Raw genomic sequence first — 22,711 nt, forward strand, 5'->3', positions numbered from 1 at the left:
GACGCCGGGCGATGGCAGCACAGGCTCAGGCCAGGCGAAGGGCTCCGGCGGCCGGGGTGACGGTGAAGATGTCCGGTGCTGTGAAGCCCGCCTCCGCGAAAGAACGCACGACGGCGTCACGCACCTGCTGCTCTTGGCCCACCGGGGTCAACGCGATGGCAGAGCCGCCGAAGCCGCCGCCGGTCATGCGCGCACCGATGGCGCCGTTGGCCCGGGAGATGTCCACGGCGAGGTCGAGTTCCGGGCAGGAGATCTCAAAGTCGTCGCGCATGGAAACATGGCTGGCGTCCAGCAAGGAGCCAATCGCGGCAGGGCCCCGAGCGGCCAGGGTTTCCACCGTCTGGAGGACGCGATCGTTTTCCGTGACGACGTGGCGGACCCGCCGGAGGGTCGTTTCGTCCAGCAGCCCGGAGGCTTCCTCCAAACGGTCCACGCCGACGTCGCGCAGGGCTTTGACGCCCAGAATCTCGGCACCCAACTCACAGGACGCGCGGCGGGAGGCGTAGCCGCCGTCGGCGTGCGAGTGCGACACCTTGGTGTCGATGACCAACAGGACCAGCCCGGACGCTTCTGCGTCGAACGGGACCAGCTCCACGTGCTGGTCGCGGCAGTCAAGGAACACGGCGTGCCCCTTGGCGCCCCGCAAGGACGCGGACTGGTCCATGATGCCGGTGGGTGCGCCAACGAACACGTTTTCGGCGCGCTGGGTTGCCAGCACCAGGTCCTCGGCAGCCAGGCCGGCACCAGTCAACTCATTGAGGGCGGAAATGACGGCGCACTCGATCGCGTGGGAGGAAGACAAGCCTGCCCCCGAGGGGACATCGGAATCGAGCAGAAGGTCGAAGCCGGGCACCTTGATGCCACGTTCTTTCAGCGCCCAAGCCACGCCCAGCGGGTAACGGGACCATCCCTCGCCGGATCCGGATCCGGGTTCGGAGTCCTCGAGATCGGCCTCCACTACGCCGTGCCCACCGAACGTGGACAGCATGCGCACCTTCGAGTCGTCGCGGACCCGCAGTGCCACCTTTGCTGTCTTGTCGATGGCGAAGGGCAGCACAAAGCCTTCGTTGTAATCCGTGTGCTCGCCGATCAGGTTGACGCGGCCAGGTGCCTGCCAGACGCCGTCGGGGGCTGTCCCGAACGTCTCCTGGAAGCGGGCGGCGAGGACGCCGGTATCGGTGGTGGTGGTCATGCTCGTGTGCCTTCCAGGGTCTTGTTCGAAGCCGGCGCTGCGGCGACGTTGCGGAGCCGCTCTGCCACAGCTTCGGGCGTGGTGTCGTTAATGAACGCTCCCATGGCGGCCTCGGAGCCAGCCAGATACTTGAGCTTATCCGCAGCGCGACGGGGTGAGGTCAGCTGCAGGTGCAGCTGGCCGGCCGGGCGAAGGGCGGGATCCAACGGGGCCTGGTGCCAGGCGGAGATGTACGGCATGGGTGTGGGGTAGAGGGCATCGAGCCGCTTCAACAAGTCCAGGTAGACGTGCGAGAGCTCATCCCGTTCTTCACCCGTCAGCGCCGCAAGATCGGGGACGCTGCGATGCGGAACGAGGTGGACCTCCAAGGGCCAACGTGCCGCGAAGGGTACATAGGCGCTGAAGTGCGCGGCCTCAAGGACCATGCGGCTTCCGTCCTCGTGTTCAGCCTTGAGGAGCGAGGCGCCGAGCGTTTCCTTCGCATCGACGTCGTCGTAGTATTTCCGCGCGACCGCGCCGAGCTGGGCTGCGCGCGGAGTCACGTAGGGGTACGCGTAGATTTGGCCGTGCGGGTGGTGCAGGGTGACTCCAATGTCCGCGCCGCGGTTCTCGAAAGGAAACACCTGCTTGATGCCGGGCAGGGCGCTCAATGTTTCAGTCCTTTGTGCCCACGCTTCAATGACCGTACGCGCGCGCGTTTCTCCCAGCTCGGCGAAAGAACCGGTGTGCTGAGGTGTGAAGGCAACTACCTCGCAGCGACCGTAGGCCGCGCCCTTGAGGCTGTGGCCGGAGTGCCCGGGTGCAGGAAGCGGGGGGATATCACCCAAGGCCGGGCCCAAGGAAGGGAAGCGGTTCTCGAACACCACCACGTCATAGTCCGCGGCCGGGATTTCGGAAGGGTTAGCAGCTGTGGTGGGGCAGATGGGGCACTGGTCTGCAGGGGGAAGGTGCGTGCGGGTCTGGCGATGGGCAGCTACCGCTACCCAGTCACCGGACAAAGCGTCATAGCGCACCTCGCCGGGCTCTCCACGGGCGGGAAGCTCGCGGTGGTCCACTAAGGAATCCGGTGTTCGCTCCGGAGTTCCGGGGTCGTCGAAGTAGATCAGCTCTCGGCTGTCCGCGAGGCGGGTGCTGGTGATGCGGCTCATGGGTACATCATTCCACAAGTGACCAAAAACGCATAGTTTCTAACAAAAGCTAACATTCGGCTCTCGGGGGCATCCGACCATGAAGTACGGTATTGCCATGCCTGCCTCCCCTTCGCCTGCCGATACCGCCCACCAGTCCGAGTCCCGCCGCTTCGCCACGGGCCGCCAGTTCGAACTCCGCAGGGAAGACGCGCTCGCCGTCATCACCGAGCTTGCGGCCGGCCTGCGACTCTACTCCCGCGGCGGAGTCCAGTTGACTGAAAGCTACGGAGATGACGACATTCCGCCCGGCGCCACGGGCATCACCTTGGCACCGTGGGCAAACCGGGTGGAGGACGGCACCTGGTACCTGGAAGGGAAAAAGCAGCAACTCGATATCACCGAGGCCTCACGCAACAACGCCAGCCACGGTCTGCTGCGCAATACTGGCTACGCGCTGGTGGACGAGTCCGAGTTTTCCGTAACCCTCGAAGCCACAGTCTTCCCCCAACACGGCTACCCGTTCCTGGTGCGGCACCAGGTGCGCTACGAACTGGATCAAGGCCTGGACCTTCGTGTTTCACAAACGTTGATCAACGACTCCCAAGCCACGGCCCCCTTCGTCTTGGGCGCTCACCCTTACCTGCGCATCGGCGACGTAGCCCCGGAGGACTTGGTCCTCACCACCAAGGCTGCAACCCGGCTGGTAGCGGACGAGCGCCTGATCCCTCGCAGCACCGCTCCCGCGGAGGGTGAATACGACTTCTCCGGTGGCGCCGTCGTGGGCAGCTTGCTGGTGGACGTCGCCCTGACCGATTTGGCGTTCGACGGCGGCATTGCCCGCCATACGCTCACGGCACCGGATGGCCGCAGCGTGAGCCTTGAGCAGGACGAGAGCTGCCAGTTCGTCCACGTCTTTGTCACGGACACTTTCCCGGGCCGTACCAAAGCCGTGGCGATCGAACCCATGACAGGACCGGCCAATGCCTTCAACAGCGGGGATGGCCTCCGTTGGTTGGCGCCTGGCGAGGCATTCACCATGAGCTGGGGAATCACGGCATCGCTCTAGCTCCTTCGTCCCGGAAGAGCCTGGGAATGACACGGAAGTGCTCGGAATCGTCTCGGAAGTGAGAGCCGGTTTCCCATACGGCGCGCCCTACGGAATTATGGGTTCATGACGCCAACACCGGACGCCACAACACGTTCAGACCGCCAAATTGCCGAAGACATCCCCTATGGGGTGCGCATTGCTGCAGCCTGGTCCTGGCGGGCAGGCCTGATCCTGCTCATGATCGGCGCCCTTGTCTGGCTGCTGGGCAAGGTCAGCTTCCTCATCATCCCGGTGATGGTTGCCGCGCTCTTGGCCGGCCTGCTGCACCCGGTAGTGAAGTGGCTGCGCAACCGCAAGATCCCCAACGGGGGAGCAGTTGCCATCACCGTGCTTGGCTTCATTGGCGTGATCGGCGGAGCGCTTGCGCTGGTGGGCAGGCAACTGGTCACCGGCTTTGGTGCGCTCTGGCAGGAGGCGCTGGCCGGCATCCAACAAATCCAGACCTGGTTGGCCGACGGTCCGCTGCACCTCACCGCAGACCAGATTGACCAGTACATTTCCGACGGCGCGGATGCGCTCCAGAACAACAGCAGCAGCATCCTCAGCGGTGCGCTGTCCTTCGGAAGCACCGCCGGCCACTTCGCGGCTGGCCTTGTCCTGGCTTTGTTCATCCTCATCTTCTTCCTCCTGGAGGGGTCACGGATCTGGGCTTTCATGGTCCGGCTCCTGCCCAGGAGCGCACGTCGGGCCACTGATGGTGCCGGACGCCGGGGCTGGACGTCCATGGTCAGCTATGTTCGGATTCAGATGTTCGTGGCGTTTGTGGATGCCGTGGGCATTGGCGTCGGTGCGGCCATCATCCAGGTTCCCTTGGCTCTTCCCCTGGCTGTCCTGGTATTCATCGGCTCGTTCATCCCGGTGGTGGGCGCCCTGGTGACCGGTGCCATCGCAGTGCTGCTCGCCCTGGTGGCCAACGGGCCCATCAACGCGCTGATCATGCTGGCCATCGTTCTGGTGGTCCAACAGCTTGAAAGCCACATCCTGCAGCCGCTGGTGATGGGCAAGGCCGTGGCGCTGCACCCGGTGGCCGTGATCTTGTCCGTTGCCGCGGGTTCGTACCTCGCCGGCATCCCCGGGGCCCTGTTCGCGGTCCCGTTGCTCGCCGTAGTAAACACGGCAGTTCGCTACATTGCGGGCCGGACGTGGGAACATGATGAAGGATTGGGCGGCGTGGAACTCCAGTCGGCAGCCGCTTCGGCGGGGCCGGACGGCGACGCAAACTTCAAGGAGGTCCACCTCCCGCGGCCCGAATCCCGCCTCGGCAAAGGCGTCGCCGGTAAGACCAAGGCTTCGGGGAGCACCTCTGTTGAGGAGCCTGAAGCCGACACCAACAAAGGAGAATAGTCAGTGAATACCCTCGAAACCCTGCCCGTCACGCTGGACGATGTCCTCAAGGCGCAGGAGCTGCTCGAGGGCATTATTACCAAGACTCCTGTGGAGTCGTCCCGTGCGCTGGGCAGCCTCGTGGGCGGCAACGTCTTTTTCAAGTGTGAGAACCTGCAGCGTGCAGGTTCCTTCAAGGTCCGCGGCGCCTATGTTCGTATGGCGCGGTTGACGGACGAAGAAAAGAAACGCGGCGTAGTAGCGGCCTCCGCCGGTAACCACGCCCAAGGCGTGGCAGTGGCTGCCAAGAGCCTGGGCATCAACGCCCGCATCTACATGCCCCTCGGCGTGGCCCTGCCAAAGCTGGCGGCCACCAGGAGCCACGGCGCTGAAGTCGTGCTGCACGGCCATAACGTGGATGAGGCCCTGGCTGAAGCGCAGCGCTACGCCAATGAGACAGGCGCTGTCTTTGTGCACCCCTTTGACAATGTGGATGTTGTTGCGGGGCAGGGCACTATCGGGCTTGAAATCCTGGATCAGATCCCCAACGTGGACACCATCCTCATGGGCGTTGGCGGCGGCGGACTGCTGGCGGGTGTAGCTGTGGCCATCAAGGCCAGGGCCAAGGAACTCGGCCGCGAGATCAGGGTCATCGGCGTGCAGGCAGAAAACGCCGCCGCATACCCTCCTTCCCTCGCTGCTGATGCCTTGGTGCCGCTGAAGAAGGTCTCCACCATGGCTGATGGCATCGCGGTAGGACGTCCCGGGCAGTTGCCCTTCAGCATCATCCGGGAGCTTGTTGACGACGTGGTTACCGTGAGCGAGGATTCGCTCGCCCGGGCGCTGATCTTCCTCCTCGAGCGCGCCAAGATGGTGGTTGAGCCGGCCGGGGCCGTGGGAGTAGCCGCGCTCATGGACGGCAAGATCGAAAACCCGGGGAACACCGCCGTCGTGCTGTCCGGCGGCAACATCGATCCCATGCTGATGCTCAAAGTCATCCAGCGCGGTCTTTCTGCTGCCGGCCGCTTCATGACGGTCCGGATGATGCTGGATGACCGTCCGGGTTCGCTGGCCACCATTGCCCGCATCATCGCTGAAAACGATGCCAACGTCACCGGCCTGGACCACACCCGTTTGGGCGGTTCCATCAGCATGGGTGACGTCTCCATCACTATCAACCTGGAAACCAAAGGCCACGAACACGGCGAGCAGGTTCTCGGTGCACTGCGGGCCGAGGGCTTCCAGCCGATCGTGGTGCACTGACGGAAGGGGCGCCCATGGTGCTTGGAATGCCTGAGGGCTCTAAAGAAGAGGCAAGGGAATCGCTCGCCGGACGGGCGAAAGGCGGGCTGCTCTTCATGGGTGGATTCGTCATCCTGCTCTACGTCATCGAGATCCTCAATACCCTGATGCGCCACGGACTCAATTCGACCTTTGGCCTGCGCCCGCGCTCCATGGACGGCGTGCTGGACATCCTGACGTTTCCGCTGCTGCACGCAAACCTGAACCATCTGCTGTCCAACACCCTGCCGTTGATCATCTTCGGCTTCCTGGTGTTCCTGTCCGGCATCCGGGTGTTCATCACGGCGTTGGCCTTCAGTTGGCTCGGATCGGGGCTTGCGGTGTGGCTGATTGGCGGGGGAGGGGTGACGGTAGGAGCGTCCGGACTGGTGTTTGGGTTCTTCGCCTTCCTGCTGGTCCGGGGATTCTTCAACCGAAACTGGTGGCAGATCCTGCTCTCCGTGGTTCTGTTCATGGCCTACGGCAGCATCCTCTTCGGTGTGCTGCCCACGGTACTTGGCTACGTCTCCTGGCAGGCCCACCTCGGCGGGGCCGTGGGCGGCGTCGTCGCTGCCATCCTGCTCCGTCCCAAGCCCAAACCCACCCCCTAACCCAACTAGGTCGCAGTTCAGGTCGTTCTGAGCGCTGAGAACGACCTGAACTGCTACCCAGTTGGGTGGGCACACGAAAAACGCCGGCCCGCCCCCAAAGGGGTGGACCGGCGTCGTGATGTCAGGCCGGTGAGCCGCTGCTTAGGCGACGTAGGGCTTGGCAGAGACGATCTCCACCGGGATTTCCTTGCCGTTAGGGGCGACGTAGCTCAAGCTGTCGCCTTCCTTGTGGCCGATGATTGCGGCGCCCAAGGGCGACTTTTCACTGAAGACGTCAAGATCGGAATCTCCGGCGATTTCGCGGGAGCCCAGCAGGAACGTCTCTTCATCGCCGGCAATGCGGGCAACAACCAGCATGCCGGGCTCAACGATTCCGTCATCGGCAGGAGCCTCGCCCACCTGGGCATCACGCAGGAGTGCGGTGAGCTGGCGGATGCGGGCCTCGATTTTGCCCTGCTCTTCCTTGGCGGCGTGGTATCCGCCGTTTTCCTTAAGGTCGCCTTCCTGGCGGGCAGCTTCGATCTTCTGGACGATTTCCGCCCGGCCAGCGCCGGAAAGGTGGTCCAGCTCAGCCTGCAAGCGGTCGAAAGCTTCCTGGGTGAGCCAAGCCGCAGTGGCGCTATTGGTGGTAGACACGGATTTCTCCTCTAGATCTGACAATGCAAAAGACCCCGCCGAGTTGGCCACTCGTGAATCTCAGTAACCAACTTAACGGGGTGAAGGTTTCATCCATTGTAGTAAATCCTTTGGACGAACCCAAACCGGTTGAGGCTTAGCTCACATGAAAGTTATTTGCCGCTGTCCACGATCCAGCAGTTGTCCACCACTCCGGAGACAGCCGGGGACTCGGTCCTTAGGACGGTTCGCTGCATGGTGGTGCTGCCGCCGTCGGGATCATCCTGAGGATCGTTGGGCCCGATCTCCACAACCTTCCATCCCACCACCGCGAACTTCGAATCCAAGGCCTTGATGGCACATTTGGCTGTGGCCCCCGGGTACTTTGTGACCTGGTAGTCAACCTCTGCCTGGGTGTCATCCACGGTGCTGTACCCGATGTCCTTGAACGTGACGGGAGCCTGGGCGGAGCCCGTAGCCACATAAGCGGCGAACCCTATTCCCAGGACCAGGGCGACGATGACAATGTTCCGCTTGGTCTTGCGCTTCATGGCGCGCTTTTTACCGCCGTAACGATTGGCTAGGCTGGTGCTTGCCGGTACTTGGGTGGCCGATAGGTCCTCTGAAGTCACCCGTCCAGTTTAGTGCCGATCCCGGCGCCCCATCACCGCCCCCACAGCTCGATCCATGAAAGAGGAGCCGTCACGTGACAGCGTCCAGCAGTTCCGACCAGCAGCTTCGCCTGCTCGCCGTCCATGCCCACCCGGATGATGAGTCCAGCAAGGGGGCAGCAACCATGGCGATGTACGCCGCTGCCGGAGTGGACGTCATGGTTGCCACCTGCACGGACGGCTCGCGGGGCGACATTCAGAACCCCGCCATGGAAGACGCCCCCCATCCCAAACGGGACATGGCAGGCGCCCGCCGCATTGAGATGGCCGACGCGGCGGCTGTTCTGGGAATCCAGCAGCGCTGGCTGGGCTTTGTGGACTCGGGCCTTCCTGAAGGCGACCCCCTTCCGCCGCTGCCGCCAGGCTGCTTCGCCCTGCAGCCGCTTGAGCGCGCCGCTGCGCCCCTGGTCCGGCTGGTCCGTGCTTTCAAGCCGCACGTCATCCTTAGCTATGACGAAAACGGTGGTTACCCGCACCCGGACCACATCATGGCCCACAAGGTTGCGGTGGAAGCTTTTGACGCCGCAGGCGATCCTGAGCGCTATCCCGGCATGGGTGAACCATGGACGCCCAGCAAGCTCTACTATGACCGCGCCTTCAGTCCGGACCGCTTCCGTGCGCTGCATTTTGCGTTGGAAGAGGCCGGGCTGCAGTCCCCGTACGCCGAGCGGCTGGCTGCGTGGTTGGAAACCGATGCGGAAGGTCACACTGCACCCGCGGCGGGGCATCAGACCACCACTCAGGTTGATTGCGGTGAATACTTTGAAGCCCGGGATGACGCACTGCGTGCGCATCGGACCCAGATCGACCCCCTCGGCTTCTTCTTCGCAGTGTCACCGGATCTGCAGCGCACCGCGTGGCCGTGGGAGGACTACACCCTGATCACGTCCAGGGTCCCTTCCGAACTGCCGGAAAAGGACCTGTTCGCGGGGATAAGATAGGAAAGCCGTTAGTTTCTATCGCTCGTAGAAATTAGCGTGCGGCCAGTCGGCTTACCGGCCACGCGCTGCCAGCCGGCACGCATCAGCTCCCACAGAAGGTTTGAAAGTGCATCACTTGATTCTTGCCCTGACCGTCACTCCGTCGCCCGACCCCACGGGCACGCTGCGGCCCGGCCTGTCCGAGGATCAGGTGACGCCCGGTACGTGGGGCTTCGTCCTCACGGCCTTCATCGTGATTCTGACCACGTTCCTGATTGTGGACATGGTTCGCAGGATTCGACGTGTCCGCTACCGCGCGCAGGTGGAGGAAGCGCGCCTGGCTGCTGAAGCCGGCGACGAAGCTGGGGAAGGTCATTCCACTGAAGAGGGAGCCCGCTGAATCTGGCGGGAAGGCGCGGCCTAGCTCAGCACTGCCACCATGATCGCCACGAAGTGCGCGGCAAACGCCAGCACTGTGAAGGCATGGAAGAGCTCATGGAAGCCGAAGTGCTGGACGCTGAAGTTCGGCTTCTTGAGGGCGTAGAACACCGCACCTGCGATATATAGCGCGCCGCCGACGCAGATGAGTATTGCTGCCGGAGCGTTGGCCGTGAAGAACTGGGGCAGGTAGAACAGCGCTCCGCAGCCCAGCGCGATGTACACCGGCACATAAAGCCACCGCGGAGCGTGTGTCCACAGAACCCGGAAGAGAACGCCGACGATGGCTCCGGACCACACCAGCCATAGCAAGGTCACGGCCTGTGGGCGATCCAGCAATGACCATGCCAAGGGTGTGTAGCTGCCGGCAATCACCAGCATGATGTTGGTGTGGTCCAGCCGTTTGAGCAGCATCCTGACCTTGGGTGACCAGTTACCGCGATGATAAACGGCGCTGACTCCAAACAGCAGAAAGCCCGTTACGGCATAAATGGCTGAGGTGATCTTGCGGTCCGGGGTAGGCGCAACAGTCACCAGGACGATCCCTGCCGCGAGTGCAAAAGGAGCGGCGACGGCGTGGATCCAGCCACGCCAGAGGGGCTTGGTTTCGAGGAGCTCAGCCATGGGACAAGAATAACTTACGTTTCGGTAAGTTACCCCTCGGTAACAAATAGTGGGCTGAATTTGACCGGCGACTGCACCGGCCCGGCAGTTCGGGACGGTAGCCTTGGATGTGCGCCGTCGTCGTACAAGCAAGGAAGTCAGGTGAGAGTCCGGTGGAGCTGCCCGGTTTGCTCTATGGCTTCTATGAGCGCAAGCTGCTGCGCTCCCTCAAGCAAGACAGAATCCCGCGCCACATCGGCGTCATGGTGGACGGAAACCGTCGGTGGGCCCGGCAGTTCAATGCCCCCACCAGTCAAGGGCACCAAGCAGGCGCGGACAAGATCCACGAATTCCTCGGCTGGTGCCAGGAACTCGGCGTCAAAGTAGTAACCCTCTACATGCTCTCCACGGACAATATGAGCCGATCCGGCGAAGAACTGGACCTCCTCATGGGCATCATCGCGAACACCATGGACCGGCTCGACGAAGACGTGGACGTTTCCGTTCACGCCATGGGCGCGCCGGAACTCCTGCCTGACTACCTCGCTGAGCGACTCAACAAACTGACTGCCCGCACCCCGATTCACGAAAAAATCCATGTGAACGTGGCCGTGGGCTACGGCGGCCGCCGTGAAATCGTCGACGCCGTCCGGGAACTTCTGCACGACGCCGAGGCCAAAGGGCGCACCATGTCCGAAGTGGCAGATGAACTTTCGGTGGACGACATCTCCAGGTTCCTTTACACCCGTGGCCAGCCCGACCCGGACCTCGTCATCCGCACATCAGGCGAGCAACGGCTCTCAGGCTTCCTCATGTGGCAAAGCGCCTACAGCGAGTTCTACTTCTGCGAAGCCCTCTGGCCTGCCTTCCGAAAAGTTGACTTCCTCCGTGCACTCAGGGACTACGCCGGACGCCAGCGGCGATTCGGCGCGTAAGCGACCTCGGTTAACCAAAATTTAACGATCCGGACATGCGACTTGCCGGGCGCAGATTGCGGAAATGAATGTGCTGAGGATTACGTTAATCCCATCAGCAGGCAAAACCGCCCGCTGATCGGGGAGGCCAGTACATGGAGCGGACTATCGCAACAGTTACATGGGAGGCCACGCCCGGCCTTCCGGCCGAGCCGCTTCACCATTAGGCCGGGCGAACTGCCCGGGGCTGGAGTCGATGTGGCTATTTCTGAGCAACTGCCCGCAATGGTTTCCGACGGGGAAAGTGCAGCTACCTCTCGCACCAAGCGGGTCTCACAAAAAGGGCGGACTGCACCATCCGCTACAGGCCGCAGCTACGTGATTGATACGTCCGTCCTGCTATCCGATCCACACGCACTGTTGCGCTTCGCCGAACACGAGGTGATCGTCCCCATCGTGGTGATCAGCGAACTGGAAGGAAAACGCCACGATCCCGAACTGGGCTACTTCGCCCGAAAAGCCCTGAGGCTCCTGGACGACCTCAGAATCGAACACGGAGGACTGGACCACTCCATCCCCATCGGGAAAGACGGCGGGATGCTCAGGGTGGAAATGAACCACATTTCCCCGGACGTGCTTCCCGCAGGATTCCGTGGCGGCGACAATGACAGCCGCATCCTGGCTGTCGCCAAGAACCTGGCCAACGAAGGCCACAACGTCACCGTCGTGTCCAAAGACCTCCCCATGCGCGTCAAAGCCTCCGCCATGGGGCTCCAAGCAGACGAGTACCGCAACGAACTCGTCAAGGACTCCGGCTGGACCGGCATGGCCGAAGTGGATGCAACCGAAGAGGAAATCACCACCCTCTACGGCCACGAGCCCGCCTTCATCCCCGCAGCTGCAGAACTGCCCGTCAACACCGGCCTTGTTCTCCTCTCCAACCGCGGCTCCGCACTGGGAAGGGTTGGGGCAGACAAGCAAGTCCGGCTCGTCAAGGGCGACCGGGACGTGTTCGGACTCCACGGACGCTCAGCGGAACAACGGCTGGCCATCGACCTCCTCATGGACCCGGCGGTGGGCATCGTCTCCATCGGCGGGCGGGCTGGTACGGGCAAGTCCGCGCTTGCCCTCTGTGCGGGCCTGGAAGCCGTCCTGGAACGCCAGGAACACCGCAAAGTAGTAGTGTTCCGCCCCCTTTACGCAGTGGGCGGCCAGGAACTCGGCTACCTCCCCGGCTCCGAATCGGAAAAAATGAACCCCTGGGCGCAGGCCGTGTTCGACACCCTGGGTGCGCTGGTAAGCCAGGAAGTCGTTGAAGAAGTCATGGATCGGGGCATGCTCGAAGTCCTGCCGCTGACCCACATCCGCGGCCGATCGCTCCACGACGCCTTCGTGATCGTGGACGAAGCACAGTCACTCGAGAAAAACGTCCTCCTCACCGTCATGAGCCGCATCGGACAAAACTCCAAAATCGTCCTCACCCACGACGTCGCCCAGCGCGACAACCTCCGCGTGGGACGGCACGACGGCGTCGCCGCCGTAGTGGAGACCCTCAAGGGCCACCCGCTGTTCGGGCACATCACGCTGACCCGGTCCGAGAGGTCGCCGATTGCTGCCCTGGTGACGGAGTTGCTCGAAGGGGCTGAAATCTAACCCCCATCGACGGGGTGCCCGCCTATGGCGAAGGCCAGGCATCCTCTGCGTGCTAGCTCGTTCCTCGCTTTTGACGCACGCTGCCGGATGACTGGCCTTCGCCTTTCAGCCGCCCGCCGGAAGTTTTTAGATTCCGAGATAGGAGGAAAGGGCTTCGTGGCCTTGGACTTTTAAGGTCCAGTCGGGGCGTTTGAAGGTGGTGGGGGTGAGGCGGACTCTTTGGACCTCTTCCACCTTTTCGCCCCAGCCGTCGCGGAAGATGCCGTTGGGTTCGTAGCCGAGGCTGGTGGACACGCCCAGGGACTGTTGGTTCCAGATGGCGGCCTCGGACTCGGCCACTTCCGCGCCCAGGTAATCGAACGCGTAACTCACGACGGCGGCCCGCATCTCCTTGCCGAAGCCTTGGCCTTGCGCGGACTGCTTGAGCCAGGATCCCGTCCCCACGGTTTTCAGCGTCGTGAAGTTCTTGGCGCCGAGGTCCTGGACGCCCAGAAAGTCGTCGTCGTGCCAGATGGCCAAGAGCAGGGTCCAGGACGCAGGCGTGAAATTCGCCCGGCAGCGCCAGTACCACTGGGCCATATTCGGTGCGAGTTCCTCGTCCGGGAGTTCCGCCCACGGCATGCTGAACGGGCTCTTACCTGGTGGGTGGACGCCGGAACGCGCCGCCGCTACGGCTGACGGGATGTCTTCGTCAAGAACGGGACGGATGGTCAGCCTCGGAGTGCTGAGGCTGAGACCGAACGGGGGCCACATTTCTGCCAGCGATGTCATCGCCGTAGCTTAGCGCGGAACACTCCGATGCTCAGGCGGCGGGGCCGATATCCCACGGGATGTGGCGGCGGACATCGGTGAGATTCATCGACTCTGCCAGGAAAAGGTCATCCAGCATGTACTCGTCCACGGCCAGGATCTTGAGCCAGTGGCCTTTGCCTGAGGAGTCGCCGTCCAGGCTTTGGCTGGCCACGCAAACCCCTGTGCCGGCGTCGACCCTGATCAGTGTCCGGCCCGGGTAGATCAGCGGTTCCTGCGGGTCTGAGGGGAAGTACGTCCGGCTTGGCGTGACGATTGTTTCCAAGGCCACGCGTCCCTCATGGTCCACTTCACGCGGTTGCTCAAGGAAGACAGGGTTTGTATCCGGGAACTCCAACGGGACCGGTGCCTTGCCGGCAAGTTCCACTGGATCGAGTGCGGCGGCGAGGCGACCGTTGCCAAAGGAAGGCTCCCCGTACTCCGCTTCGGGGCGTCGGCGGACCAGACCGGCGTCGTCATATACCGGGGTGACCAAGTGCGCCGGAAGCAGCCACGAACGGCGGGTGGAGCTGACGTAGAGATCATCCCGGGAATCGTTGATGCCGGTGGTGCTGTGCAGAAGCTGGCCGTCCGGGGTCTCGAGGCGGAGTGCACCGGGGCGCCTGAGCCATGCCCGGACGATCGTGGCGCCGGAAGCGGGCCGCTCGAGGTACTCGAAGCGGAGGGTGGTCCACTTCCACGGCGAAGAACGGCAAAGATTGCGGAATGTGGAGGACAAGTCAAAACCTGGTCCACTTGCACTGTATCGCCCCATATCCACAGTTTACCCACGCGTTCAAGCAGGTTCGGTGGCCAAAGTTGGATAGCATCCGAAGGTGATCCGACGACTTTCAGACCTCTGGACCGGCAGCCCGCTGGGCTTTTGGCTGGTGCTGGCAGCCTGCCTGTACTTCGTGGCCATGGCCGTGCGGCTGACAGTGATAGATGTCCGGAGCCACCTGCTGCCTAACCGCATCGTGTTTCCGTCGTATGCGGTGGCCGGTGTTCTTTTGCTGGCTGCCGCGATTGTGGCTTCATTCGGTGAATCGGCCACGGAGCACACGGCTGCGGCTGTGCTCTTTGGGGTACCCGGGCTGGGCGTTGTTGCCGGCGGCGCCGTGCTCTGGTTGTTCTACTTCGTGCTGCGTCTCATCCACCCTCCCGGGATGGGCTTCGGCGATGTGAAACTGGCGGGCGTGTTGGGCCTCTACTTGGGCTATCTGGGGTGGAGCCACGTCTTTGCCGGAACGTTCGCGGCCTTCCTGTTGGGAGGGCTGTGGAGTTTGGGTATCCTGATTGCCCGCCGTGGCACGCTGCGCTCGGCCATCCCGTTTGGCCCCTTCATGCTGGCCGGAGCGGCGGCCGCGATGGCTATGGTGCCCGCATGAAACTTCCGACCAATGCCAACTGCGGCCAAATTGCAACGCTCCGCATATTCTCGGTGTTCACCGGGCTGCGTCATGCTTAGCCCAGCGACTCACACGCAACCATTGAACTGAAGGAAAACTGACCATGGGTGCACCCGATTTCGTGCTCAAATTACGGGAAAAGATCGGCAACGATCCCCTCTGGCTGCCGGCTGTGCGGGGAGTGGTGTTCGATGATGAAGGCAGGGTCTTGTTGGGCCAGCGTGCCGACAATGGTCACTGGACACTCATCACCGGGATGCTTGAGCCGGGGGAGCACCCAGCACCTGGCCTGGTGCGGGAAATCTTTGAGGAAACGGCGGTGGTGGCCGAGACCGAGCGCATCATCGGCGTCGGCGTTGTAGGGCCGGTGACCTTCCCCAACGGCGACGTGTGCGACTTCCTGGATATCACGTTCCGGTGCAGATACATCTCGGGAGAGGCGCAGGTTAATGATGACGAATCCTTGGCCGTCGGGTGGTTCGCGCTGGAGGACCTCCCGGAGATGAGTGCCGGAAACCTTGAAGCCATCAGGCTTGCCACGGAGCCCGAAGGCCCCGTGGCGTACCAGACAGAGGACTAGCGCTACTGACGCCCCGCGTCAGCACGGTCCTTGTCCAAGCCACTTGGCGCCGCCAGATCAGCGTCCAGGCGCGCAGTCTCAAGCCGCTCGGCCTCAAGCCTGTCAGCTTCCTCGCCACCTACGGCCTCACCGCGTGCCACCATGCCGGCGGTATCGGAGAGGGGGATTTGCTTCAAGGTGATGGCCAGGATCAGTGCGATGGCGATGAACGGAACCAGGTACCAGAAGACAGGGGCCAGGGAGTTGGCGTACGCGTTGACGATCGCATCACGCAACTGTTCGGGCATCTGGGCCAAGGCCTGGGGATCCAGCGTGCTGGTGGACTGCGAAGCCTGCTCGGTGGAAGCGCCGGCACCGGTGAAGGCCTCGGTGAGTGACTCGGCCAGTCGGTTGGTGAAGATTGCCCCGAACACGGCCACACCCAGCGATGCACCTACTTCGCGGAAGTAGTTGTTGGTACTGGTGGCCGTACCAATCTGGTCGGCGGGGACCGAGTTCTGCACCACCAGGACGATGACCTGCATGATCAGGCCCAGGCCGGCGCCGAAGATGAAGAGCTGTACGCAGATCACCCAGATGGGGGTGGCTGCCGTCAGGGTGGTCAGCCACAGCATGGCCGCGATGGTCAGAGAGGCACCCAGGATGGGGAACATCTTGTACTTGCCGGTCTTGGAAATGCGGATACCGGAGTAGATGGATGTGCCCATCAGGCCAACCATCATGGGCAGCATCAGCAGTCCGGACTCGGCAGCGGAGGTTCCCGAGGACATCTGCAGGAACGTGGGAACGAAGGCGATGGCTGCGAACATGCCCAGGCCCAGGGTGAAACCGATGGCCGTTGCGTTGATGAAGATCGGGTTCTTGAACAGGCTCAGGGGAATGATGGGGTCCTCTGCGCGCCGTTCGGTCATCACAAAGAGAACCGCAGCCAGGACCATACCTGCGCCAAAGGCCCACGTAAGGGGCGAATCCCAGCCTTCGTCCTCCTTGCCGCCGAAGTCAGTGAAGAAGATGAGGCAGGTGGTGGCAGCGGAGAGGAACAGGACACCAAGGATGTCGATCTTCTTCTCGGCCTTCTTGTTCGGCAGTGTCAGGGTGAACCAGGCAGTGATGAAGGCCGCGATGCCAATGGGGATGTTGATGTAGAAAGCCCATTCCCAAGTGAGGTGATCTACGAAGAATCCACCCAGCAGAGGCCCGGCCACGGCGGACAGGCCAAAGATGGCGCCCAGGGGGCCCATGTACTTGCCGCGCTCCTTGGCTGGAACGATGTCCGCGATGATTGCCTGCGACAAGATCATGAGACCACCGCCGCCCAGGCCCTGGATGGCCCGGAAAATCACAAAGCCCCAGAAATCGGTGGCGAACGCGCAACCCACGGAAGCCAGGGTGAACAGGGCGATGGCCACGAGGAACAGATTGCGGCGCCCCAGGATGTCACCGAATTTGCCGTAAATCGGCATCACGATGGTGGTGGCAAGGAGGTACGCCGTGGTGATCCACGCTTGGTGCTCCACGCCGCCCAACTTGCCCACGATGGTGGGCATGGCGGTGGAGACAATGGTTTGGTCGAGGCTGGACAGGAGCATGCCTGCGATCAGCGCCGAGAAGATGATCCAGATGCGTTTCTGGGTCAGCAGCAGTGGCTCTGCCGCTTTGGATAATGTGCTCATGCGGGGTCCTTCGAGGTTTCAAGGGGGTTGGGGCCCAGCTGGTGGCTCGTGGCCAGCGGTTGGGCGAAGAGTTTGCGTGCGGCGCTGAGGTTCTGCTCCAGAATCCCGCGGTACGGGCGGGTGTTGTCCTCCGAGAAGAATTGCTGGGCTGTCTTCTTGGAGACAGCCCCGAACAACACGGTGGCGGTCATGACTTCGGGGTGATCTGGTTGCAGTCCTTCACGGGCTGCAACCAGTTCCGCGAATTGGCGTTCGCGGGCTTCACCTTCAAGAGTGAGCCGCGCCAGGAGCTGTGGCTCGGCCGTGACGGCTGCAATGAACTGCCTCACCTCGGTGCGGCTGATGGATGAACGCTCCATCAGGGTCACTGTGAGGACATGCAGAGCAGCAAGGAGAGACCCGGAAATGCTGTCCGGCGTCCGGGAAGGATTCTGGTTGAATTCTTCCAGCGCATCCGCCGGCAGCTCGTCGGAAAACGAGCCGATCACGGCGTCTTCCTTGGAATGGAAGTAGTTGAAGAAGGTCCGGCGTGAAATCCCCGCCGCTTCGCAGACCTCCTCAACCGTAAAACCGTTGAGGCCATGCGCAGCGGTCATGGAACGCGCGACGGCGGTAATCGCCGTTCGCGTGGCAGCCCGTTTGCGCTCGCGGAGGCCGCCGTCGATATTTGCACTATTGCTCACAAAGTAAAGTTTTGCACTCTAGCTAAGAAAGTGCAAAAAGATGGCGATGTGCCGTTGCTCATAGTCCGGGTACGACGACGGCCGGTACCTTTCGTGGGAAAGGTACCGGCCGTCGTCGTACTGTGAGTATTAGACCAGAGGTCAGGCCTTGTGGGCCGGGGACGTCATGGTGGTGACGTCCAGGGCCTTATCCAGATCGGCTTCGGAAACCTGGCCTTCGCCTTCACCGACGAAGCCGAGCTTCTCGGTGGCCTGGCGGATGGTCAGGCCCTCCCTGACAGCGATCTTGGCGATCTTTGCCGCGTTTTCGTAACCGATGTACTTGTTCAGCGGCGTCACAATGGACGGGGAAGCCTCGGCCAGGAAGCGGGCACGCTCCACGTTGGCGGTGATGCCATCGATCATCTTGTCGGCCATGACGCGGCTGGTGTTGGCCAGCAGGCGGATGGACTCAAGAAGGTTGGCGGCCATGACGGGGATGCCGACGTTCAGTTCGAAGGCGCCATTGGTGCCGGACCAGGCGATGGCGGTGTCGTTGCCGATCACCTGGGCGCAAACCATGATGGATGCTTCGCAGATGACCGGGTTGACCTTGCCCGGCATGATCGAGGAGCCCGGCTGAAGGTCGGGGATGGCGATTTCGCCGAGACCCGTGTTGGGGCCCGAGCCCATCCAGCGGAGGTCGTTGTTGATCTTCATGAAGGAGATCGCAATGTTACGCAGCTGGCTGGAGCCTTCGATGAGGCCGTCGCGGTTTGCCTGGGCTTCGAAGTGGTCGCGGGCCTCGGTCAGCGGGAGGCCGGTGTCGGCTGCGAGCAGTTCGATGACGCGCTCCGGGAACCCTGCCGGGGTGTTGATGCCCGTGCCCACGGCGGTGCCGCCGAGGGGGACCTCAGCAACGCGGGGGAGTGCTGCGTTGATACGCTCGATGCCGTAACGGACCTGCGCTGCGTAGCCGCCGAATTCCTGGCCCAATGTGACGGGGGTGGCGTCCATGAGGTGCGTGCGGCCGGACTTGACGACGTCCTTGAACTCGGCGGACTTGCGGTCCAAGGATGCTGCCAGGTACTCCAAGGCCGGGATCAGATCGTTGATCAGGGCCGAGGTAGCGGCAACGTGCACGGACGTGGGGAAGACGTCGTTGGAGGACTGTGAGGCGTTCACGTGGTCATTCGGGTGGACAACTTTGTCACTCCCGGCAGCGGCCAGGGCGCGCGATGCGAGCTCTGCGATGACCTCGTTGGTGTTCATGTTGGAGGACGTACCCGAGCCGGTCTGGAAGACGTCAATCGGGAAGTCGCCGTCGTACTTTCCGGTTGCAACCTCATCGGCAGCTGCGGCGATAGCCTCGGCGAGCTCACCATCGAGCACCCCCAGTTCGGCGTTCGCCAGTGCGGCTGCCTTCTTCACGCGGGCCAGGGCCTCGATGTGGGTGCGCTCAAGCGTCTTGCCGGAGATCGGGAAGTTCTCCACAGCACGCTGCGTCTGGGCGCGGTACAGGGCGTTCACGGGGACGCGAACTTCGCCCATCGTGTCATGTTCAATACGGAACTCAGTGGTGGAAGTCATGGGGCTAGCTTATGGCGCTTGGGCGCCGCACAGAAAACCCGAAGGGGAGTGCTACGTGCTCCGGCGCCAGGGCCGGAGCACGGCTTCCTAGAGCTTGCCGATCCCGGAAACGAGGGCCGCGCGGCCTTCATCGAGCTTGTAGGACAGGCCGATGACGGCAACCCGGCCGTCGTCGATGGCGTCCGAAATCACACGGGAGCTGTCAGCAAGACGGGCTGCGGTCTGCTTGACGTGCTCCACCACCATGTCGTTGACGTCGTCCTGGTTGTTGCGCCTCGCCGTCAGGACCGACGGGGTGATGCGCTCCACGAGATCGCGGATGAAGCCCGGAGGCATTTCACCGGTTTCCACAGCGGCCTTGGTAGCCTTCACGGCGCCGCAGCTGTCATGGCCGAGGATCACGATCAAGGGAACTCGGAGTTCGCTGATGCTGTATTCGAGCGAACCCAGGACGGCATCGTCAATGACTTGGCCGGCGGTGCGCACCACGAAGGCGTCACCCAATCCCAGGTCAAAGATGATCTCTGCAGCGAGCCGGGAATCCGAGCAGCCAAAGATCACGGCAAAGGGATTCTGGTTCTCAATAAGGGAAGAGCGTCGCGAAGCGTCCTGGTTGGGGTGCAGGGATTCGCCGGAAACAAAGCGTTCGTTGCCCTCGCGGAGACGGCGCCACGCCAGGGCTGGAGTCAGGTAAGTAGGCACGAGCCTTACTTTACGACGCGGACACCGCAGTCCGTGAAACTGTTGCGCGTTGTGGGGCCTACTTTGCGGGGTTCGGCGGGGTTTTAGCGCGAAGAGCGGGCCCCGCAACGCCCTGCGTTGTGGGGCCTACTGTGCGGAAGGAGTGGCGGTAGCCGGCGGCGCCTGTTCTGCGGACTTCACGACGGCGGCCGCCAGGGTTGCGAACTCATCGAGCTTTGCCGTGCCACTCAGGACGATGGTGGTGCCGCGGTACTCCAAGACCATGCTGCGTTTTTCCTTGCCGGAATCCCTCAGCTCCCACTCCTGGCCGCCCGCGCTGCGGGTACCCGTGACAGGAAGGTTCTCCGTCTGCTGCAAAACCCACGTGGGGTTCGCCTGGTTGGTCTGGGTCAGGCCAATGAAGTTCTCCTTGGGAGTCAGGAAACCGATCTCCCACGTAGGCACGCCGCTTCCCGAGCCGGACTCCCAGCGGGCGTAATTGGGTTTGAATGTGTCGCCCGTATCCGGGGTGACCGGTGTGAATCCTGCCACACCTGTGGCGTTTCGGGCGATGGCCGCGACGTCAACATCAGGCCGGAAACCCTCACCCTTGGGCGCCGGGTTCATCAAAACAATGGGGAGGAAAGCCAGGACACAGACCAGCAGCGCAATGACCATGCCGATGACCGAAGCGTTGGCCCGCTTGGCAGCTTTCGCCGCAATGACGGGTTTATAGGGGGCATCCGTGGCTGCCTGGGCTTGGTTGGGGTTGGCCGCTGCAGCCTCAGATGGGTTATCGGCTGCGGGCTTGTCCTGCGTTTCACTCACCCCTCCATGATCCCTTATCCCGGCAGGGAACACACATCCGCCAACCTCACCGCAGAGATTGGAGGCTGTGGTCATCCAACGACTCCTGGAGCACGTGGCGACTATGATCGTTCATAGAGGAACCCCGGGTTGCCCCGTGCAACCATGTCCGGTCCCGTGAATCGTCACTCGAAGAAGAGGTTCAAGTGTCTCCTGCACCAATGACCCAGCAGTATTCCACGATTTCGCCGTCGCTCGCCGTCGGCATCGACGAACCCGACCGCAACCTTGCGCTTGAACTCGTCCGTGTCACCGAGGCCGCGGCTATTGCCGGTGGCCACTGGGTAGGATTCGGTGACAAAAACAAGGCAGACGGCGCCGCCGTCGACGCCATGCGTTCGTTCCTTCACACCGTCCACTTCAACGGCGTCGTGGTCATCGGTGAAGGCGAAAAAGATGAAGCCCCCATGCTGTTCAACGGCGAGCAGGTTGGTGACGGCACCGGTCCCGAGTGCGACGTCGCCGTCGACCCCATCGACGGAACCCGTCTGACCGCCCTCGGCATCAACAACGCCCTCGCAGTGCTGGCAGTTGCTGAGCGCGGATCCATGTTCGACCCCTCCGCAGTGTTCTACATGGAGAAGCTCGTCACCGGCCCCGAAGCCGCCGACATGGTGGATCTGCGCCTGCCCGTCAAGCAGAACCTGCACCTCATCGCCAAGGCCAAGGGCGTCAAGGTCAACCAGCTCAACGTCATGATCCTGGACCGCGACCGCCACCGCCCCCTCGTGGAAGAAATCCGCGAGGCCGGTGCCCGCACCAAGTTCATCATGGACGGCGACGTCGCAGGCGCCATCGCCGCAGCACGCACCGGCACCGGCGTTGACGCTCTCATGGGCATCGGCGGCACCCCGGAAGGCATCGTTGCAGCCTGTGCCATCAAGTCACTCGGCGGTGTCATCCAAGGCCGCCTGTGGCCGACGTCGGACGAAGAGAAGCAGAAGGCCATCGACGCCGGACACGACCTCGACCGCGTCCTGTCCACCAACGACCTCGTCACCTCGGACAACTGCTACTTCGCAGCAACCGGCATCACCGACGGCGACCTCCTCCACGGCGTGCGTTACCAGAAGGACCGCGTCATGACGCAGTCCATCGTGATGCGCTCCAAGTCCGGGACGGTCCGCTTCGTCGAGGCTGAGCACCACGCATCCAAGTGGGAGACGTACGCGCGCAAGGCGTAACCCCTCCGTTGCTGTCGCGTCTTTGACGCGAAAAGCGCCCCATCGCTCTGCGGCTATCTCCTCGTACCTCGTCGATTTGATGCCGCCCCCGCGATGGGGCGCTTTTCGCTGTCTGGATGCGTTGAGGGCGCCGCTTCCGGCTTCGCGCTGTTAAAGGGTGGGTAGGGCAGAGCGAGGGGTGTTCCGTCATCACTCACTTTGACTTTGGAACCCTGCCGACACGCCGCGAGCCACGGCGTGTCGGGGCGTGGGCGGGCTCAAAGTGGGTGGTGGCGGTACGGGCGTCGGGAGCGGTGGTGAATCAGCGGAGCTTGTCCCGGAGGCTTCTCGCTAGTTGGTAGGCGCCGTAGCGGAGCTTGTTGACCGGGAGGTCCCAGGTGCCGGGGTAGGAGACTTCGCGGCCGCCGAAGGACTTCTTGAAGGCGGTGAAGCCCGCCCATTTGTGGTCCGGCTGGTCCTCGGGAGCGGTGGTGAATCAGCGGAGCTTGTCCCGGAGGCTTCTCGCTAGTTGGTAGGCGCCGTAGCGGAGCTTGTTGACCGGGAGGTCCCAGGTGCCGGGGTAGGAGACTTCGCGGCCGCCGAAGGACTTCTTGAAGGCGGTGAAGCCCGCCCATTTGTGGTCCGGCTGGTCCTCGGGAGCGGTGGTGAATCAGCGGAGCTTGTCCCGGAGGCTTCTCGCTAGTTGGTAGGCGCCGTAGCGGAGCTTGTTGACCGGGAGGTCCCAGGTGCCGGGGTAGGAGACTTCGCGGCCGCCGAAGGACTTCTTGAAGGCGGTGAAGCCCGCCCATTTGTGGTCCGGCTGGTCCTCGGGAGCGGT

At 62.9% G+C, this 22,711-nt stretch carries 23 protein-coding genes and 3 pseudogenes; 11 read left to right on the plus strand and 15 right to left on the minus strand.

Annotated elements, in window-relative coordinates:
- Nucleotides 1-25 precede the first annotated feature (25 nt).
- Both galK and galT read right to left on the minus strand, forming a co-directional pair.
- On the minus strand, nucleotides 26-1,192 hold the full coding sequence (galK, locus tag AR689_RS03630) for a galactokinase (protein WP_062066933.1): 1,167 nt from the start codon (nucleotides 1,190-1,192) through the stop codon (nucleotides 26-28).
- Nucleotides 1,189-2,340, minus strand: a complete 1,152-nt coding sequence (gene galT / locus AR689_RS03635; protein ID WP_062066936.1) for a galactose-1-phosphate uridylyltransferase — start codon at nucleotides 2,338-2,340, stop codon at nucleotides 1,189-1,191. Before galT ends, galK begins: the two co-directional genes overlap by 4 nt.
- A 79-nt stretch (nucleotides 2,341-2,419) precedes the next feature.
- Between galT and AR689_RS03640 the strand changes: the two genes are divergently transcribed.
- The 4 genes from AR689_RS03640 (at nucleotide 2,420) to AR689_RS03655 (ending at nucleotide 6,645) form a co-directional block, all read left to right on the plus strand.
- The gene (locus AR689_RS03640) at nucleotides 2,420-3,388 is read left to right on the plus strand and encodes an aldose 1-epimerase family protein (RefSeq protein ID WP_062066939.1); all 969 of its coding nucleotides are present in this window, start codon (nucleotides 2,420-2,422) and stop codon (nucleotides 3,386-3,388) included.
- Nucleotides 3,389-3,493: 105 nt separating this feature from the next.
- Nucleotides 3,494-4,774, plus strand: a complete 1,281-nt coding sequence (locus AR689_RS03645) for an AI-2E family transporter (RefSeq protein WP_062066943.1) — start codon at nucleotides 3,494-3,496, stop codon at nucleotides 4,772-4,774.
- A gap of 3 nt (nucleotides 4,775-4,777) precedes the next feature.
- The gene (gene ilvA, locus AR689_RS03650) at nucleotides 4,778-6,016 is read left to right on the plus strand and encodes a threonine ammonia-lyase (RefSeq protein WP_062066946.1); all 1,239 of its coding nucleotides are present in this window, start codon (nucleotides 4,778-4,780) and stop codon (nucleotides 6,014-6,016) included.
- Nucleotides 6,017-6,030: 14 nt separating this feature from the next.
- Nucleotides 6,031-6,645 carry a rhomboid family intramembrane serine protease gene (locus tag AR689_RS03655; RefSeq protein WP_062066949.1) on the plus strand — a complete coding sequence of 205 codons (615 nt, stop codon included), beginning with the start codon at nucleotides 6,031-6,033 and terminating at the stop codon, nucleotides 6,643-6,645.
- Between the two features lie 141 nt (nucleotides 6,646-6,786).
- Here the strand turns inward: AR689_RS03655 and greA are convergent, their stop codons facing one another.
- Nucleotides 6,787-7,281: a transcription elongation factor GreA gene (gene greA, locus AR689_RS03660; protein WP_026542824.1), complete on the minus strand. Its 495-nt coding sequence runs from the start codon at nucleotides 7,279-7,281 to the stop codon at nucleotides 6,787-6,789.
- A 152-nt stretch (nucleotides 7,282-7,433) separates the two neighbouring features.
- On the minus strand, nucleotides 7,434-7,892 hold the full coding sequence (locus tag AR689_RS03665) for a DUF4307 domain-containing protein (protein WP_062066952.1): 459 nt from the start codon (nucleotides 7,890-7,892) through the stop codon (nucleotides 7,434-7,436).
- A 74-nt stretch (nucleotides 7,893-7,966) separates the two neighbouring features.
- Between AR689_RS03665 and mca the strand changes: the two genes are divergently transcribed.
- Both mca and AR689_RS03675 read left to right on the plus strand, forming a co-directional pair.
- A complete protein-coding gene (gene mca, locus AR689_RS03670) occupies nucleotides 7,967-8,872 on the plus strand; it encodes a mycothiol conjugate amidase Mca (RefSeq protein ID WP_062066955.1) in 906 nt (301 codons plus the stop codon).
- A 106-nt stretch (nucleotides 8,873-8,978) separates the two neighbouring features.
- Nucleotides 8,979-9,251 carry a hypothetical protein gene (locus AR689_RS03675; RefSeq protein ID WP_062068567.1) on the plus strand — a complete coding sequence of 91 codons (273 nt, stop codon included), beginning with the start codon at nucleotides 8,979-8,981 and terminating at the stop codon, nucleotides 9,249-9,251.
- A 20-nt stretch (nucleotides 9,252-9,271) separates the two neighbouring features.
- Here the strand turns inward: AR689_RS03675 and trhA are convergent, their stop codons facing one another.
- Complete coding sequence (trhA, locus tag AR689_RS03680; RefSeq protein WP_062066958.1) at nucleotides 9,272-9,913, minus strand: PAQR family membrane homeostasis protein TrhA; 642 nt, start codon at nucleotides 9,911-9,913, stop codon at nucleotides 9,272-9,274.
- 107 nt (nucleotides 9,914-10,020) lie between these two features.
- Between trhA and AR689_RS03685 the strand changes: the two genes are divergently transcribed.
- Both AR689_RS03685 and phoH2 read left to right on the plus strand, forming a co-directional pair.
- A complete protein-coding gene (locus AR689_RS03685) occupies nucleotides 10,021-10,827 on the plus strand; it encodes an isoprenyl transferase (protein WP_062066962.1) in 807 nt (268 codons plus the stop codon).
- Between the two features lie 42 nt (nucleotides 10,828-10,869).
- The gene (gene phoH2, locus AR689_RS03690; RefSeq protein WP_156424524.1) at nucleotides 10,870-12,459 is read left to right on the plus strand and encodes an RNA 5'-3' helicase PhoH2; all 1,590 of its coding nucleotides are present in this window, start codon (nucleotides 10,870-10,872) and stop codon (nucleotides 12,457-12,459) included.
- 126 nt (nucleotides 12,460-12,585) lie between these two features.
- Here phoH2 and AR689_RS03695 read toward each other — a convergent pair whose 3' ends face one another.
- Both AR689_RS03695 and AR689_RS03700 read right to left on the minus strand, forming a co-directional pair.
- On the minus strand, nucleotides 12,586-13,230 hold the full coding sequence (locus AR689_RS03695) for a GNAT family N-acetyltransferase (protein WP_062066969.1): 645 nt from the start codon (nucleotides 13,228-13,230) through the stop codon (nucleotides 12,586-12,588).
- A gap of 31 nt (nucleotides 13,231-13,261) precedes the next feature.
- Nucleotides 13,262-14,023, minus strand: coding sequence for a hypothetical protein (locus tag AR689_RS03700; RefSeq protein ID WP_062066973.1), 762 nt, complete (start codon nucleotides 14,021-14,023; stop codon nucleotides 13,262-13,264).
- A 61-nt stretch (nucleotides 14,024-14,084) separates the two neighbouring features.
- On the opposite strand from AR689_RS03700, the gene AR689_RS03705 reads away from it, so the two are divergent.
- Nucleotides 14,085-14,636, plus strand: a complete 552-nt coding sequence (locus tag AR689_RS03705; protein ID WP_062066976.1) for a prepilin peptidase — start codon at nucleotides 14,085-14,087, stop codon at nucleotides 14,634-14,636.
- Between the two features lie 124 nt (nucleotides 14,637-14,760).
- On the plus strand, nucleotides 14,761-15,237 hold the full coding sequence (locus AR689_RS03710) for an NUDIX hydrolase (RefSeq protein ID WP_062066979.1): 477 nt from the start codon (nucleotides 14,761-14,763) through the stop codon (nucleotides 15,235-15,237).
- Nucleotides 15,238-15,239: 2 nt separating this feature from the next.
- Here AR689_RS03710 and AR689_RS03715 read toward each other — a convergent pair whose 3' ends face one another.
- From AR689_RS03715 to AR689_RS03735, 5 genes are all read right to left on the minus strand, one after another.
- On the minus strand, nucleotides 15,240-16,910 hold the full coding sequence (locus tag AR689_RS03715; protein WP_062066982.1) for an MDR family MFS transporter: 1,671 nt from the start codon (nucleotides 16,908-16,910) through the stop codon (nucleotides 15,240-15,242).
- Nucleotides 16,907-17,593, minus strand: a complete 687-nt coding sequence (locus AR689_RS03720) for a TetR/AcrR family transcriptional regulator (RefSeq protein WP_062066985.1) — start codon at nucleotides 17,591-17,593, stop codon at nucleotides 16,907-16,909. Before AR689_RS03720 ends, AR689_RS03715 begins: the two co-directional genes overlap by 4 nt.
- Nucleotides 17,594-17,734: 141 nt before the next feature.
- Nucleotides 17,735-19,162, minus strand: coding sequence for a class II fumarate hydratase (locus AR689_RS03725; RefSeq protein WP_062066987.1), 1,428 nt, complete (start codon nucleotides 19,160-19,162; stop codon nucleotides 17,735-17,737).
- A gap of 87 nt (nucleotides 19,163-19,249) precedes the next feature.
- Nucleotides 19,250-19,864: a carbonic anhydrase gene (locus tag AR689_RS03730; protein WP_026542810.1), complete on the minus strand. Its 615-nt coding sequence runs from the start codon at nucleotides 19,862-19,864 to the stop codon at nucleotides 19,250-19,252.
- Between the two features lie 126 nt (nucleotides 19,865-19,990).
- The gene (locus tag AR689_RS03735) at nucleotides 19,991-20,671 is read right to left on the minus strand and encodes a DUF4245 domain-containing protein (protein WP_231745432.1); all 681 of its coding nucleotides are present in this window, start codon (nucleotides 20,669-20,671) and stop codon (nucleotides 19,991-19,993) included.
- Between the two features lie 200 nt (nucleotides 20,672-20,871).
- Between AR689_RS03735 and glpX the strand changes: the two genes are divergently transcribed.
- Nucleotides 20,872-21,894 carry a class II fructose-bisphosphatase gene (glpX, locus tag AR689_RS03740; RefSeq protein WP_197412802.1) on the plus strand — a complete coding sequence of 341 codons (1,023 nt, stop codon included), beginning with the start codon at nucleotides 20,872-20,874 and terminating at the stop codon, nucleotides 21,892-21,894.
- Between the two features lie 301 nt (nucleotides 21,895-22,195).
- On the opposite strand, the pseudogene AR689_RS22960 reads toward glpX, so the two are convergent.
- The 3 pseudogenes from AR689_RS22960 to AR689_RS22970 all read right to left on the minus strand — a co-directional run.
- Nucleotides 22,196-22,360 (minus strand): annotated as a pseudogene (locus tag AR689_RS22960) (peptidoglycan bridge formation glycyltransferase FemA/FemB family protein); the annotation flags it as partial.
- Between the two features lie 9 nt (nucleotides 22,361-22,369).
- A pseudogene (locus AR689_RS22965) lies at nucleotides 22,370-22,534 on the minus strand (peptidoglycan bridge formation glycyltransferase FemA/FemB family protein); the annotation flags it as partial.
- Nucleotides 22,535-22,543: 9 nt separating this feature from the next.
- Nucleotides 22,544-22,708 (minus strand): annotated as a pseudogene (locus AR689_RS22970) (peptidoglycan bridge formation glycyltransferase FemA/FemB family protein); the annotation flags it as partial.
- Nucleotides 22,709-22,711 lie beyond the last annotated feature (3 nt).

Source organism: Arthrobacter sp. EpRS71 (assembly GCF_001512285.1).
In the GTDB taxonomy this organism is placed as follows: Bacteria; Actinomycetota; Actinomycetes; order Actinomycetales; family Micrococcaceae; genus Arthrobacter.

Excerpts from the sequence above, each read along its gene's own strand:
- AR689_RS03700 (WP_062066973.1), bottom strand. The coding sequence starts at position 14,023 with ATGGGGCGATACAGTGCAAGTGGACCAGGTTTTGACTTGTCCTCCACA.
- galT (WP_062066936.1), bottom strand. The coding sequence starts at position 2,340 with ATGAGCCGCATCACCAGCACCCGCCTCGCGGACAGCCGAGAGCTGATC.
- AR689_RS03685 (WP_062066962.1), top strand. The coding sequence starts at position 10,021 with ATGTGCGCCGTCGTCGTACAAGCAAGGAAGTCAGGTGAGAGTCCGGTG.
- AR689_RS03640 (WP_062066939.1), top strand. The coding sequence starts at position 2,420 with ATGAAGTACGGTATTGCCATGCCTGCCTCCCCTTCGCCTGCCGATACC.
- AR689_RS03715 (WP_062066982.1), bottom strand. The coding sequence starts at position 16,910 with ATGAGCACATTATCCAAAGCGGCAGAGCCACTGCTGCTGACCCAGAAA.
- AR689_RS03655 (WP_062066949.1), top strand. The coding sequence starts at position 6,031 with ATGGTGCTTGGAATGCCTGAGGGCTCTAAAGAAGAGGCAAGGGAATCG.
- glpX (WP_197412802.1), top strand. The coding sequence starts at position 20,872 with ATGACCCAGCAGTATTCCACGATTTCGCCGTCGCTCGCCGTCGGCATC.
- AR689_RS03725 (WP_062066987.1), bottom strand. The coding sequence starts at position 19,162 with ATGACTTCCACCACTGAGTTCCGTATTGAACATGACACGATGGGCGAA.
- trhA (WP_062066958.1), bottom strand. The coding sequence starts at position 9,913 with ATGGCTGAGCTCCTCGAAACCAAGCCCCTCTGGCGTGGCTGGATCCAC.
- AR689_RS03710 (WP_062066979.1), top strand. The coding sequence starts at position 14,761 with ATGGGTGCACCCGATTTCGTGCTCAAATTACGGGAAAAGATCGGCAAC.
- AR689_RS03645 (WP_062066943.1), top strand. The coding sequence starts at position 3,494 with ATGACGCCAACACCGGACGCCACAACACGTTCAGACCGCCAAATTGCC.
- galK (WP_062066933.1), bottom strand. The coding sequence starts at position 1,192 with ATGACCACCACCACCGATACCGGCGTCCTCGCCGCCCGCTTCCAGGAG.
- AR689_RS03695 (WP_062066969.1), bottom strand. The coding sequence starts at position 13,230 with ATGACATCGCTGGCAGAAATGTGGCCCCCGTTCGGTCTCAGCCTCAGC.